Here is a 13,464-nt window from a genome sequence, read left to right as displayed (position 1 = left end):
TTATCTGTGTTCGGCCGGGGCCATGGGGATCACCCGGCCACAGTGGCGAAGTGGTGTGTTGATGGGCGCAACCCGGTCGCTGTGGATCAGCCACAGCAATGGGGCGCGGGCAGGCACCTCCGGCGGTGGTGCCTCGCCATCGGTGAAGTAGACGATGGCGTCGACCCGCAGCCGGTTGGCGCACTCAATGGGCTGGTCGAAGCAGGTGCCGCCGCGGCCCTGGACCTCTGCGGGTGGTTCGCCGCGGTAGAGGTATTGCCGCTGAATCTGAGTGTCACATTCGACCACGGTCAGCTGGGCACCGGCGCGCCAGATGTGGTGCAGCTCTTCGAAAAACAGCTGCAGCTGGCCATCGTCGACGCTGGCGGAGGTATCGACGGCCACCAGGATGTGCTGATGGGGCTGAATGCGCGTGCCCGGGGTGGTGCCGTAGCGTTTTGAGGGGCGCCTCAGGGTGTTCTTGACTGAGGTGCGCCGGGCGCTGGAGGCGAACAGCCTCAGCAGTCGGCGCCAGTTTACCGTGGGTCGGCGCCGGGCGATCGCCTGCTCCAGTGCTTCGAGCACATTAGCTGGCAGCAGGCCCCGGGCCCGGGCGTTGACCTGCTCGGTGCGCTGAGCGCTCTGTTCGAGCTTGCTGTCCAGTTGCTGCTCCAGCAGGGCACGGCTGGCTTGTTGCAACTGACCCAGGGCGTTCCAGTTCTGGTGTCCCGCTCCGGCGCCGTCAACATTGGCGCCCGGCATCTGGGCGCTGGCAGGGAGTTGCCCATAGTAGTAGGCCAGCTCACGATGGGGTTCGAGGCCAGGCTGTCCTTGCCGCGAAAGCCAGGCGTTGACCCTCTCCAGAGTCGGGGCGTTGTCTGTTAACTGATGGGGTTCAATGTACTGGTTGACCACTAGATCCGCGGCCAAATCGAATCGGGCGGAGTCCGCGTAACTGTGACGACCGAAGGGGTGCCCCAATACCAGGTGCAGCGCTTCATGTTTCAGGGCACCCAGTTGCTGGTCCTCATTCAGTGCATTCCAGCTTTGTAACTGGCATACAAACTGAATGTTACTGTTATCTTTGAGTTTTATCTCAAGCGGAGGTGAGTCTGTGTCGCCTTGCTCATGGGAGGCCTTGTGAAAGCTGCTCAGGTAATGACCGTAAAACGGTTCTTTGAGCATCAGCTTGACCAGGATTCGTGACAGTGTGGCGTTGTTTATGGGTTAATCCGGATTAACTATATGATTTAAGGTGAATTATCCATACAATGCCCAGGTGGTCAATCCACTTCCGATTCGTTAGCGCAATATTTAGGAGCATTTCGTTGAATCCGATGTTTGGTGATTTTAACGTGACGCCCGGTAGGCTCAGGGGCCCAGATCCCGAGATGACACCTCGCACTACCCACTTCAAAGCTAGTTCCCCAGGCTCTGGCGAGCAGCATTACGGCCGAAGTCGACGATAACCATTTTTTTCATGCGAGGAGGCTCCAGGCGGTGGCTCCTCCCAGTCGTTGTGCCTGCGTGGGCACAGATGTTCAGAACACTGCAGTAAGGAGGCTCCATGCAGCGCATGGAACTGGAAGACTATAACCACGAAACCCTGTTGGCTTCGGTGCACCCTGATGTTGAACACCTGGTGTATGACAGCGATGAACCCATGGAGAGCTGGGCTGAGCTTGCCCGGGCGTTTCCCAACCTGCGCAAACTGACCTTTGAGGATCTCGGCCGGGTGGCCGGTCGCAAAGAGATCAATGCCGAATTTTTCCAGAGTTTCCCCAAGCTCTCTGGGCTGGAAACCCCCACCCGAAGCAGGGACAGGCTGTCGGTTGTGTTAAGTGGCGTTACCGAAGATTCCCTGGCCAACATTGAGACTCTGTCCCTGAGTCAGTGCCGGTGCGACGATCTGGCGCTGCTTACCAGTTTGCCCAAGCTGGCCGAATTGACGGTGCGGCTGTATCAGTCCGACTGCCGGATAGAGATCGATGCCGGTTCGTCGCTGAAGGTGCTGAACATCGGATTGGAGTCTCAGGTGAGAACCCTGAACTGCCAGCTCAAGGGCAGTGCCCTCACCTCAGTGGCTCTGGGGCAACTGGACTATTACGACGATGGACCCGAGGCACTGTCGGTGTCGGCGCTCACGTTGCCCGACAGTCTGGACAGCTTCACCCTCAATGCCCAGTGCGTCGGCCGTCTGCCCGGTGCCATCCTGGGGCAGAACCACAAGCTCAGCAAGCTGTTCCTGAGTCTGGGCCAGGCCGAATTGCCAGGGGATCTTCTCGGAGACCTGACCGAGGTGGAGGAACTTAACCTGACCCTCACCGGTGAAACCGCCCCTTTGCCACCAGAGCTGTTTTCCAGGCTGACCCGGGCCAATAGGGCTGAGATCAGGTGTGAAGATACGCCGATTCCCGGTCTGCTGTTCCCCGAGGGGATAGCCATGGAACGCTTACACTATGTGAATTACTCCGGTGTCCTGGAGCAGGCCAATAATTTGAAGCTGCCCTCACTGCGTGAGGCCTGGATGTTTGGGCTGCAGGGGGATCAATTGCAGTGGCTGAACCACAGTCCCAAGCTGCAGCAGACTAACCTGAGGGTCAAGGGGCGGGTGGAGAGCTTCCCCCAGCTGCCCGAGCTTACCTCCCTGACTCTGCAAGGTGGGGAGATGGACGAGCTGCCATCAGAGGTGCGCAACAATGGCCGCATCGAGAGGCTGAACCTGTTGTCAGTGACGCTGCCCCGTCTGGGTGAAATGAGCCGGATGAGCGCGCTCTCAGAGGTGTGGATTCAGCCCTGGAAACACGATCAGCAGGCGCTGCCTGCACAGGAAGACCTGCTGACTGTGCCGGCGCTGAAATCACTGCGCCTGGACATTGAACTGAAGCAGTTCGATCCTGCCTGGGTCAAGTTGCCAGCGGATCTGGATCTGGACATCAGCGATGAGAAACTGGCCAAAGCTTGGGAGATTTTCAAACAGTCTCACTTGAGTGACGCGCAGACGCTGACCTTCTTGAAGGCACTGGCGCCTGTGTACAAAGCTGCCGAACTGCCCGCCATGCCGGCCAGTTTCCATCTGGTGATGATGGCTGCCAAACACAACCGCTTCAAGGCTCAGCATAAGGCCTGGCTCAGTCAACTGGCCCAGGAGAATCAGCTTAGCCGACCCTTCGGAGGGGGCAGCACCCTGTTTGTGGCTGGGCGCAGCGGCTTTAAGGCGTCAGAACTCAAGGCTAAGGCCGAAGAAGTGGGTTTCACTCTCAGCAAAAAACTGGATGACAGTGTCAGCCACATCCTGCTGGGAACCGCCCCCAAGGAGGTGCACCTCATCGATACCGAGCGCTATGCCGTTATCGATGACGCGGTGCTGCAGAAGTGCTTCGAAGCCCAGGCGCCCAAGTTCCTGCAACAAGAGGGTGGGGAGCCTATGGAAGGCAGCGTGCTGGAGATGCTGGCATCGCCGGACGAGGCCAGCCACAAGGTGGCGGTGCAGATGCTGGAGCAGGGGGGCGTCACCGAAGCGATGCGTCTGCCACTGTTCTTCATCCTGAAAACCACCACGGACAATGCCTTTAGAAAACAGATTAAACACCTGCTCGCCGGCATGGGGGATGAAGCCTTCCAGCTGGCGGTCAATGACCGCATCCTGTTCCAGAACTGCCGCGGCCGTGATGACTACGGCAACCTTAAGGGGCAGGGGGTGATGGTGGATAAGCTCAAGCGCCAGCGTAAGAAGTGGGGCGAGTCCCTGTGCATGGAGTTTGCCCGTCTTTTCTTCCGGCGTTACTCAGAGGGCCTTATCTACGTGATGCTGCAGAAGCAGCCGGCCGATCAGCGACTGGCGATTCTGGAGTCCCTGGTGGAGGGAGAGTGCCTGAACTGGCGACGGGGCATGGGCCTGGACCAGGTTCACGAGTTCTGGGACAAGGACTCACCCATCAACCTGCACTGGCACCCTGTGTTCTATCACAACAACGATGGCCTGTTGGGGGCGGTGAAAATTGATATCCCCGAAGAGCTGGCGACTCGCCACACCATTCGTCGCCTGGACCTGGGCAACTGCATGCTGACCGCTCTGCCCAAGGGAATCGAACACTTTAGCGAGATCACCGACCTGAGCCTGGCCCACAACGCCCTGGATGCACTGCCGGCCTCTCTGGCCAAATTCGGTCAGCTTCAGGAGCTGGACCTCTCCTTTAATCACTTTCGCGAATTTCCCAAGGTGCTGCTGAAGATGCCCTGGCTTAAGCGGCTGGACATACGCCGAGCCACCCGTCCAGACCTGGATGGTGACTACGGCAACGGCTATCGCCGTTTGCAGGTGCCCCAGGCGTTCCTGGACCTTTGCCCAGAGTGCGAAATCCTTCAGGACCAATAGGCCAAACAGGACCCAATTTTTGATGAGTAAACTCACCCTGCACGACTACGACCTGGACATCCTGGACAAGGTCAACACCGAGATCACCAGTTTGCGCTATCGGGTGTCCGATAGTCAGCCGGGCTGGGAAGAACTGGCCCGGGCGTTTCCCGAACTGGAGGAGATCGCCTTTGGCAGCTATCTGGAGCCGCTGCGGCCCATCGATGCCGAACTGTTTCGCAGCTTTCCCAAACTGCAGCGCCTGTTCTGTGAAGATAACCCTCTGGAGCTGGCGGGGCTTGAGCCAGAGATGGCCGCCAACCTCAAGGTGCTTCGCGGCGCCAAGATGAATGACCCCAGTCAGTTTGCCCATCTGGCTTACTGCCCTGCTTTGCAGGAGCTGCAACTGGACGTGGAGCAAGGCCCGGTGGTCCTCGAATTGGCAGAGGGAAGTGGCCTCAAGTCTCTGCACTTGCGTGTGGATCAGGTGGAGCGCCTGGCGCTCAACCTGGCCAGTGCCAAAGGGCTCACCGAACTGCATCTCTACCCCCTCCATTACGGCAGCGAGCCCAGCAACTTGGTGGTGGAGCAGTTGTTGCTGCCCGATTCCATGAAAAAGGTGGCCATCTCCCCCCGGGGCAGCGTGACACTTGATCACTTTATCGATGCAGGAAAGTCGGATCTCGACGAGCTGCGCATCGAGGCGGACAATCTGGAGGTGGCGGGCGGTGGTCTGATTCGGGCCAACTCCGTCAAGGAGCTGCACGTAAACATCGGCCGAGAGGGCGTGACCGTTGCCGACGATCTCTTTGCCCAACTGGGCAGCGTCGAACGACTGATGTTCCTGCCCCAGAAAGCCAGCTACAACCTGGCGAAGCTGTTGGCCCCCATCAACACCCTGAGCAGCCTCTACCTGTTTGCCCAAGGGCAAGGGGTCATTGGCGATCTCCACCTGCCCAGGTTGACCCACCTGTTTGCCACCGGACTCCCCTTGGCCGAACTCGGGGGATTGAGGCACTCTCCTGAACTGACCGGGCTGGAACTGCGTGATGCCGGAGAGCTGGGCGAGGCGCGGTTGTTGACGGAGCTGACCAACCTGAGCCGACTGCAGCTGGAGGGGATAACCGATGCCGAACTTCCGGCAAGCCTTCGTCAGCATCAGGGCATCAGCCGGTTAAGGCTCAGCAACGGTCCGGTAGAGAAGTTGGGAGACTTGAGTGCCATGACGGCGCTGACCGAAGTGCAGATAGAGCAGTTTAGCCACCACGGCCCTTGCACCACTTTGCCTCGTTTGGAGGACCTGCTGACCGCTCCAGCGCTGAAAGAGTTGCGCCTGAGGTTGACGGTGCAACGGGGCGATCGTACCGATTTCCTGATGCAACTGCCTGCAGATATGGAGGTGGACTTTGGCATCTACGACCAGGTGGCTCGCAGTGAGGCGCTGAATAAGCAGCGCAGCATTTTGCTGAACGCGCCGCTGACTCAGGCACAGCGAGAAGCCTATTGGCAGCTGGTCTATCATGCGCCAAAACCCAGGGACCTGCCCGAGGCAGAGGGGCGTTTCCATCTGACCTTCCTGGAAGCCAAATACTCACCGTTTAAGAAGCACGCCCATGCCTGGCTCCGCAAGAGTGCCGAAAAGGCGGTGGCCGACCGTCCTCTGGGCAGCGACACCGTGCTCTTTGTCTGTGGCAAGAGTGGCATCAAGGCCACCGAGCTAAAGGCCAAGGCGCAGGAACTGGGCTTTACTCTCAGTAAGAAACTGGATGACAAGGTCACTCACGTGCTGCTGGGTGCCAACCCCAAGCAGACCGATAGGTTGGACCCGGATGCCCATCGGCTGATTGACGATACCGCGTTAAGCCAATGGTTTGAGCAGGCGGCCCCTCAGTTTTTGCAGCAGGAGCAGGCCGTGGACAGCGGCATGATCGATACGGTGATGAGCATGCTGCACTCCCCGGATGAAGGCTCTCATCGAGTGGCGGTGGAGATGTTGGCACAGGGCGGCGTGACCGAAGCGATGTGGATGCCGCTGTTTCTGATCCTCAAGACCACCAGTGACAAGGCGCTGCGAAAATCGATTCAGCAGCTGTTGGCGGGCAGGGGCGATGAGCTGTTTCAGTTGGCGGTGACCGACCGCATCTTCTTCGAAGAGGAACTGCGAGGCCTGACCTTTGAGGGCCACCCCAGAGGTGAAGGCCCCATGCTCAAGAAACTCAAAGGGCTGACCAAGCGTTGGGGCAGGGCGCTGTGCATCGATTTTTCCAAGGCCTACTTCGATCGCTTCGGAGAGGGGCTGATCTGGCTGCTGACCCAAAAAGAGGAGTGCGATCGTCGCCAGGCCATCACCTCTGGACTGGTGGAGGGTGAGTGCCTCAACTGGCACAAGGGCTGTGGCTTTGCCCGGATCCTTGAGGGAGCCGACGAGGAGTACTTGACCAATTGTCACGGCTCGCCGGACATCTACATGCAGGACAGTTTTGACCTGGGCCGGCCTAAGACCAGATTGCCCGAAGCATTGCCGCAGCAGACCCTGATTACCGAGTTGGATCTGCACAACTGCTACCTGGAAGCATTGCCTGCAAACTTCGAGCGATACCAGCAGGTGAAGAAGCTCAACCTTCACTTTAACCATCTGGACAAACTGCCTGCCAAGCTGGCCGGCTTGATTGAGTTGGAGGAGCTGGACCTGTCATTCAATCACTTTGCCGAGTTTCCCAAGGTGCTGTTCAAGCTAAAGAACTTAAAGAGATTGGATCTGCGCCGAGCGTCTGAGCCCCTGTATCGCTGGGGCTATGACCCGGAGCATGGCTATGAGTCGATTCGGGCACCACAAAAATTCCGCGATGCGTTCCCCGATTGTGAAATTCTGGAAGATTAAGCGGCGATACCGAGCAAAGATGTGATGAAAATAAGAGACCCACTCATCGCCTTGGCGGCCCTGGCCCTTTCAGGGTGCAGCGCCCTGATGCCAGGTGGCGATCAGCAGCAAATTCAAACCCTGCTGGGCCAGCTCAACCTGTGCCAGTACGACCAGGCCGAGCGCAAGCGGATGTATGACGCAGCCAGGATGGGCAATAAGACCCCCTATCCACTGCTTTACTGCGAAGGGGAGCGCAGTGCCAGCTTCGATGCCCGTTTTCTCGAGAGCCGCAAGCAGACCCAGTTTCAGATTCTGGGAAGCCATTTCGAGGCCGACGGCCATGGCGCCGCCCTGGTGATGATTCGCACCCCGGCTTGGCGCAAGGTGTGCCAGGAGCTGAGTCTGTGGCACGAGTCCAAGTGCGAAACCCTGGTGATGGGCATCAACGCCCCACACCTGCAGAAAGAGGGTGAGGCCGAGCGTCTGCGGCTGCTGGAGCGCCAGGACCTGCTGGCCAGGGTAGCTCACCCGTCCATGATGGTGGACTATTACCTGATGCCTTTGAAGCGGGAGAATAGCGGTGAGCTGCGCCCCAACTGGGTGGAGAATGGCGGCGCGGCCCGCGCCAATCTGGGTCTTGCCGACAAGCTTGGCGAACAGGTCGGCCCGCTGCCGGTGCACCCCTATAACCAACAATACGACCTGCTGGCCCAGGATGACCTGGGTGAGCAGTACATGGGGGTGTTCTACTACGCCACCCCGCAGTTGCTCGATTACGCCCCACGCCCCGAGTCCAACTACAGCGTCCCCTTGCGCAGGGGCGTGCCTGGTCGTGGCTACCGGGCCAGCGTCTATCGAGCCGTAAAAGGAAAGAGAGAGTTTGAATGAAACGAGCGTTAATCCTGTCGGCGCTGATGCTCAGCACCAGTGCCTTTGCCGAATGCACCGACAACGATTGGTGGGTGTGGGAAGAGGACACCAATAAGTTTGGCGGCGGCATGTTCGGCAACTGCGGTGCCTATCCTGCCGACGACTCCCTGAGGGTGATCACCTACCGTACCTGGGGACTGGACTCCGGCATCGGCAGAGAGAATCAGCTGTGGCGGGTGGTGTTGGCCAAGGCCGACAAGCCGGAGGTGGTGGCCTCGGTCACCTTGAACCTTTGGGAAGACAACAACATCCAGTTGGAGGAGGAGCTGGAGGGCGAGGTGTTCTACGTGGACAAGGCCGATTACCCCCTCAATGACACCACCAACGCCTTCGCCGTTCGCATCGATCTGGGCCGCGATGCCTACTGCCGTGATGTAGGCCGCGACCAGTTTGTCACCCTGTTCGTGCGTGAGGGCAACAAGCTCAAGCCGGTGCTCAAGCACCTGCCGTTGAAGCAGGACCTGGTGGTGGACGGCAGCCCCTGCAGTCGCTACGACTACAGCAGGACCGCCCGGGGTGAGGGCCGCCTGACCTTGCTGGAGAGCAAAACCAACGGCTATCGCGATCTCAAACTGACCACCACCGCCTTGTATGAGACCTACGACGAACTGGCTCAGCAAGAGGTGGACGAAAACGACACCGGCCAGTGGGAGGAGTCGTTTAAACCGGAAACCCGCCAGTTTGAAACCACCCTCAAGTTTAATGGCCACCGCTATCCGGTGATCTGGGAAGAGCTTCCCTCCAAGGAGTGGTGGCAACAATGAGCACAATCAAAGGACAAGGGATGAGCAAAACCCTGTTAACCCTGGCTGCCGGACTGACGTTGGCCGCGCCCATGGCCATGGCGGCCCAAAGCTGCACACCGGATCAACTGAACTCTCTGGAGGAGGATAAGCGGTTTTTCGGCCCCCTCTCCTGGCCGGTGTGTAAGGCTCTGCCCAACCGGCCTGAACTGACCCTGGCTTCCTACTATGTCTGGACTGATGGTGGCCGGGTCGGGGAGCGCACCTACCAGTGGCACACTGTGATGATGGACAGCAGCACCAATGAGGTGCTGGCCAAGTTTCAGCAGGAGATCCAGGAGGACAGTGTCACCAAGGTACGGCCGGACAGCATCTGGCTGGATACCGCCAACTACGCCCTGAATCAGGATGTGCGTGCTTTTGGTGTTCGGCTCAACACCGGTCGTAAGCCGGAGTGCGCCCGTGATTACCGAGGCCAGTTCTTCAACCTCTTTGTGTACCACAACAATATCCTGACCCGGGTGGTGGAGAATCTGCCCATGGCGTTCTCCAGGGTGCATGAGGGCAAGGACTGCGGTGACGACCAGCGTTGGGAGAAAGAGGTCGGAAAATCCCAGTTGCAGATGCTCAGCGCCAAACACTATGGCTTTGCCGACATCAGGGTAAAAACCAAGGGTAAGGTTTACTTTGAGCCGATCCATCGTCAACAGGATAAGACTCGAAGCCACAGTTATACCCTGAAGTACGACGGTCAGCGTTACCGCTTTGAAGAGTCTCAACTGCCCGGCTACAGATGGCGTGACTACAAGGGCTTCTAGTAAGAGGTTAGCGGGGCTGATGACCATGAACATCATGAGTGACTCACCGCTGAGGCAACTGCGCTGTGTTTATCTGGCCCCGGTTGGCATCTATCTGGCCAGTTGGTTGTGGTTGCCCGCGGCCTGGCTGTGGCCCGTATTGCTGCTCTTTTGTCTGCTTTGCTGGAAGCGGGCTGTCTCCCTGCGGCTAAAGACTGCGTACAGGGCGCTGATGCAGGCTATCGGCATCCATCTGGGCTGTCAGTTGCTGGCGCTTGGTGCCTTGATGATGGCCGGGAAGTACAATCACGGAGGTCTGTTCTCCGGTGCTGGTGCACAAAACTTTGGATACCTCATCGGTTATCTGTTGTTGGCCGCCGTGTTAGCGCTGGCGGGAACCATCTGGCCTGCGGTGCGTTTGGTCAGAAGTTACCGGCAGCTTATGACAGTGCAGGAGGCTCAGCCATGAGGCGTCTCAGGCTGTCGCAGGTCTCCTACTTCATCTGGTTCATGTTCATCACCTTCTCCTTCGCAGTGGGGTTGGCGGCCTATGTGGTGCATCAGTTTCACGCCTCCTTTGACTGGCCGACCACCGAAGGGATGGTGATTGAGAGCTGGATCGTGGAACGGTACGACCCGAGCAGCAGCGCCGATTCGCACTACGAAGTGGGCATCGAGTATGTCTACGTCGTCGACGACAAGTTTCACCACAAGAGAAACAAGACCGACATCACCGGCGCCATTCCCGGTTACTCCCTGGAGGAAGCCGAAGCCTTGGCGGCTGAGTTTCCCCGCGGCAAGGTGATAGAGGTGCACTACAAACCCAGCGACCACGACACCGCGGTGATTCGCCCGACCATGCACCTCTTCATGATTGTGGGCCTGGTGGTGTTCAGCCTGGTTCTGGCGCCCATTCTCTATGTGATGTACCGGCAGATGACCGAAGACCCGGACAGCTTTCTGGTTCGCTATGTCTGATGGGCGAGGGAAGGGGCAGGGTTCTGTGACTCGGCCCCTTTCAAACATCCGGAAGAGGGTGTAACGTTATCAGCCTTAAAAATCAGAGTGTTGCTTCTATGCGGTGAGGATGCTGACCGGGTTCAGTTATGCCTGAGTCAGGGACCATTTGCTTATCGTCGCAACGCCTGTCTGTCTGGAAATACCAAAAACCAATGAAAGGTAGTTAAGCTTTGGGCCTCGACACAGCCTATATTCCAGTTGACTTAGAAGACGTTGAACACTTCATCAGTGATGTTCTATCAGACCCCAACTTAGTGGATGACAGGATCGGCTCTTTGGCTAAAACCAAAGAGGGCAGGGCCTTCTTAAAGGAGTCTGTCTACAAAGACCTGCTGGCAGCTGATGAAAGTCTGCCGTTTGACGCTCATTACGGGTTTGCCATCGGCAGCATTTTGGGCCATAGGCACCCCTATTTCTATGATAGAGGGCGCTCTATCATGAAAATTGCGTACTCCGGAGAAGAAAGCCCAAAAGCGCTCTCTTCGTTAGTCGAAGAGTTTGAGGACTACTTCCCTCAACTGCGGCACTGCGGACAGTCTGGAGATGCAAACTATCGTTCTGGGGTATACATCCCGAAAGAGAACATTGAGCAGGTAATTGGTGTGTTCTCGAAAATACCCGATTACTTCCAGGACGACGATGGACTGAAGTTAGGGCTGAATTACGCATTGAAGCACGGCACCGGACTACTGGAAGTCATGGATCTGGTCGTGCCAATCACCGATCAGTTCTTCTCTTGCCCCTATAACTTCAAGGCGGGCTTTTTGGGTAATGCCTTCGATGAAACCAAAGAGAGTGATTGCACCTGTACCAGCTTCACCATAGGCATTCCCGTCCCTTCATCATCTGTGTTAGACATCGATGAGATGGGCGGTTTGGTCATGGAGTGGATTGAGCAGGAGAAGCGACTTCCGGCACTGAAAGAGACCTCGCAACAGGGTCGCACTATAGCGGGTTGGTCCACCGTAAAGCTGCTGTCGGCCGAAGAGTCGCCCATCGTCATCATCATGTCAGAGGACAATATTCTGCTGAGGGACGCTGAGCAATTCTGCAGCCAACTGACCTGCTCCTTGTCTGAGTTTTTCAGTGAAAAAAGCATCAAGGCAAACTTCTTTGTATCGACTCACGATGCGGAAGCGCTTCCCGAGGAGCTGCTGCAAAATTCCCCTTGTGACATTAGGTATAAAAACCGCCCTCGCATTGCTCTTCAGCAGCAGGAGCTGCTGTTTGCCGTCGATGGCCATAAGATAGACCTCAGCATCTCCATCTCCGGCAAGGCCTCGGTGTTTCACAACGGCGTTCTGGTGGACTCCTATAAACTGAAGCGGTCAACCACCCATCGGACTTGCCTGTTTTTCGAGGGCAACTGGTACAACTTGAGTGTCAGGCGCTTGAGCATGACCTCTCCCATATTAGAGGTGAACATCTTTAAAGGGATGTTCTGTCACGCCAGGTTTAAGCTGGTACCGGGCTCCGAGACCCTGTCTAAATCATTTGACAGAACACTCAGGCTGGGTGAAAAACTGTTGCCGGTATTTGTGGGGGTGACTTTTGCCGTACCCAGACTGTTCATCATCCCGCTTATTGTCTTGTTACTGCTGATGCTTAAGTTTAATCGACGCCACCATTTTTACTTGGTTCCTGAATCGATAGACAGCGACAAGTAAACAGAGTTTGCAGATCAATTGGAATTACTGAAAGGATTTTTATGAGCAAGGCTGCTTTTCGGACGTTAGTGATATTGGAGCTACTGATTGCCATTATCTCATTAGTATTTGAGTTGTTTTTCCCCAACACTCTAGTGGAAGAGGTGAACTTCCAAATATTGGAGGTGGCAGCAACAGGTGGTGAAACAGGTGAGATGTTAGAGAACATAGTGGTGTCTGCATCATCATTGCTCTACTTGGTTGCTTTTGTTGGGCTGCTGATGTTCAGAAACTGGGGCCGTATTCTCTACGTGGCCAGTTACATTATTATCTTACCTTCCTACTATATTAATGGGCTTTGGTTGTACAGTGAAACAGCGACTTTGTTTAATGACCATGCCTTTATGTTAGGTGGCTTTATCGTGGCTTTGATCTATTTTAGCCCTGTAAAGGACCATTTTGAGCCAAGTAAAGGGTAGAGGACAAGTTCTACCAAGAGAAGTAGGAGAGCTTCTCCAGTTGTGCTCGAGTTAAGTTTTACCCTATTTTGCTGAGCCGACTAACACTCCTTGCTATCGGGTCGCCTTTGTTGCTCATCCATGGTTGTGGTGACGGGCGATGATGTAAGATGCTGGTGAAAATGAAAGATCTTAGGAGCAGATGAGCGAATGAAGCAGTCCATTGTTCACATTGCCCTGGTGGTGCGTGACTACGACGAAGCCTTGGATTTCTACGTCGGCAAGCTGAATTTCGAGCTCATCGAAGACAGCTATCAGCCTAAGCAGGATAAGCGCTGGGTGGTGGTGGCACCGCCTGGCTCGAAAGGGGTGACCCTGTTGCTGGCCCGGGCCTCAAAATCCGAGCAGGAGCCCTTTATCGGCAACCAGGCGGGCGGGCGCGTGTTCCTGTTCCTCAATACCGATGATTTCTGGCGTGACTACAACCGCATGGTGTCTCTAGGCATCAACTTTGTTCGTCCTCCCAAAGAGCAGGAGTACGGCATGGTGGCGGTGTTTGAAGATCTCTATGGAAACCGGTGGGACCTGCTGCAGCTAAACGACGATCATCCCATCTCTAAAAGACAGAAATAACGGTTAGAGTGGGCCTTCAGATAGGTTGTTCGTATCTG

11 protein-coding genes are annotated in these 13,464 nt (G+C 56.7%); 10 read left to right on the top strand and 1 reads right to left on the bottom strand.

The window, feature by feature from the left end; translation table 11 throughout:
• Complete coding sequence (locus tag QUE41_RS11685) at nucleotides 1-1,164, bottom strand: vWA domain-containing protein (RefSeq protein ID WP_286339221.1); 1,164 nt, start codon at nucleotides 1,162-1,164, stop codon at nucleotides 1-3.
• Nucleotides 1,165-1,546: 382 nt separating this feature from the next.
• Here QUE41_RS11685 and QUE41_RS11680 point away from each other — a divergent pair, with 382 nt between their 5' ends.
• The 10 genes from QUE41_RS11680 (at nucleotide 1,547) to QUE41_RS11635 (ending at nucleotide 13,426) form a co-directional block, all read left to right on the top strand.
• A complete protein-coding gene (locus QUE41_RS11680; protein ID WP_286339220.1) occupies nucleotides 1,547-4,357 on the top strand; it encodes a leucine-rich repeat domain-containing protein in 2,811 nt (936 codons plus the stop codon).
• 22 nt (nucleotides 4,358-4,379) lie between these two features.
• Nucleotides 4,380-7,217 (top strand): BRCT domain-containing protein, encoded by a 2,838-nt coding sequence (locus tag QUE41_RS11675; RefSeq protein WP_286339219.1) that lies wholly within the window; start codon nucleotides 4,380-4,382, stop codon nucleotides 7,215-7,217.
• 24 nt (nucleotides 7,218-7,241) lie between these two features.
• Nucleotides 7,242-8,087 (top strand): hypothetical protein, encoded by an 846-nt coding sequence (locus QUE41_RS11670; RefSeq protein WP_286339218.1) that lies wholly within the window; start codon nucleotides 7,242-7,244, stop codon nucleotides 8,085-8,087.
• Nucleotides 8,084-8,893: a hypothetical protein gene (locus tag QUE41_RS11665; protein ID WP_286339217.1), complete on the top strand. Its 810-nt coding sequence runs from the start codon at nucleotides 8,084-8,086 to the stop codon at nucleotides 8,891-8,893. Before QUE41_RS11670 ends, QUE41_RS11665 begins: the two co-directional genes overlap by 4 nt.
• On the top strand, nucleotides 8,890-9,690 hold the full coding sequence (locus QUE41_RS11660) for a PA3715 family protein (protein WP_286339216.1): 801 nt from the start codon (nucleotides 8,890-8,892) through the stop codon (nucleotides 9,688-9,690). Before QUE41_RS11665 ends, QUE41_RS11660 begins: the two co-directional genes overlap by 4 nt.
• Nucleotides 9,691-9,709: 19 nt before the next feature.
• The gene (locus QUE41_RS11655; protein WP_286339215.1) at nucleotides 9,710-10,138 is read left to right on the top strand and encodes a hypothetical protein; all 429 of its coding nucleotides are present in this window, start codon (nucleotides 9,710-9,712) and stop codon (nucleotides 10,136-10,138) included.
• Nucleotides 10,135-10,647: a DUF3592 domain-containing protein gene (locus QUE41_RS11650; RefSeq protein ID WP_286339214.1), complete on the top strand. Its 513-nt coding sequence runs from the start codon at nucleotides 10,135-10,137 to the stop codon at nucleotides 10,645-10,647. The genes QUE41_RS11655 and QUE41_RS11650 overlap by 4 nt, the downstream gene beginning before the upstream one ends.
• A gap of 212 nt (nucleotides 10,648-10,859) precedes the next feature.
• Nucleotides 10,860-12,356 (top strand): hypothetical protein, encoded by a 1,497-nt coding sequence (locus tag QUE41_RS11645; RefSeq protein WP_286339213.1) that lies wholly within the window; start codon nucleotides 10,860-10,862, stop codon nucleotides 12,354-12,356.
• A gap of 41 nt (nucleotides 12,357-12,397) precedes the next feature.
• Entirely contained in the window at nucleotides 12,398-12,814 is a 417-nt protein-coding gene (locus tag QUE41_RS11640) for a hypothetical protein (protein ID WP_286339212.1), read from the top strand.
• A 189-nt stretch (nucleotides 12,815-13,003) separates the two neighbouring features.
• Entirely contained in the window at nucleotides 13,004-13,426 is a 423-nt protein-coding gene (locus QUE41_RS11635) for a VOC family protein (RefSeq protein WP_286339211.1), read from the top strand.
• Nucleotides 13,427-13,464 lie beyond the last annotated feature (38 nt).

Origin of the sequence: Ferrimonas sp. YFM (assembly GCF_030296015.1) — a bacterium.
In the GTDB taxonomy this organism is placed as follows: Bacteria; Pseudomonadota; Gammaproteobacteria; order Enterobacterales; family Shewanellaceae; genus Ferrimonas.
The sequence above is the reverse complement of the archived record's forward strand: the minus strand, read 5'-3'. Positions and strand labels throughout refer to the sequence as shown.

What these genes read in the sequence shown, in the direction of transcription:
- QUE41_RS11680 (WP_286339220.1), top strand. Translation starts at nt 1,547, where the DNA reads ATGCAGCGCATGGAACTGGAAGACTATAACCACGAAACCCTGTTGGCT.
- QUE41_RS11670 (WP_286339218.1), top strand. Translation starts at nt 7,242, where the DNA reads ATGAAAATAAGAGACCCACTCATCGCCTTGGCGGCCCTGGCCCTTTCA.
- QUE41_RS11660 (WP_286339216.1), top strand. Translation starts at nt 8,890, where the DNA reads ATGAGCACAATCAAAGGACAAGGGATGAGCAAAACCCTGTTAACCCTG.
- QUE41_RS11640 (WP_286339212.1), top strand. Translation starts at nt 12,398, where the DNA reads ATGAGCAAGGCTGCTTTTCGGACGTTAGTGATATTGGAGCTACTGATT.
- QUE41_RS11675 (WP_286339219.1), top strand. Translation starts at nt 4,380, where the DNA reads ATGAGTAAACTCACCCTGCACGACTACGACCTGGACATCCTGGACAAG.
- QUE41_RS11655 (WP_286339215.1), top strand. Translation starts at nt 9,710, where the DNA reads ATGACCATGAACATCATGAGTGACTCACCGCTGAGGCAACTGCGCTGT.
- QUE41_RS11665 (WP_286339217.1), top strand. Translation starts at nt 8,084, where the DNA reads ATGAAACGAGCGTTAATCCTGTCGGCGCTGATGCTCAGCACCAGTGCC.
- QUE41_RS11650 (WP_286339214.1), top strand. Translation starts at nt 10,135, where the DNA reads ATGAGGCGTCTCAGGCTGTCGCAGGTCTCCTACTTCATCTGGTTCATG.
- QUE41_RS11635 (WP_286339211.1), top strand. Translation starts at nt 13,004, where the DNA reads ATGAAGCAGTCCATTGTTCACATTGCCCTGGTGGTGCGTGACTACGAC.
- QUE41_RS11685 (WP_286339221.1), bottom strand. Translation starts at nt 1,164, where the DNA reads ATGCTCAAAGAACCGTTTTACGGTCATTACCTGAGCAGCTTTCACAAG.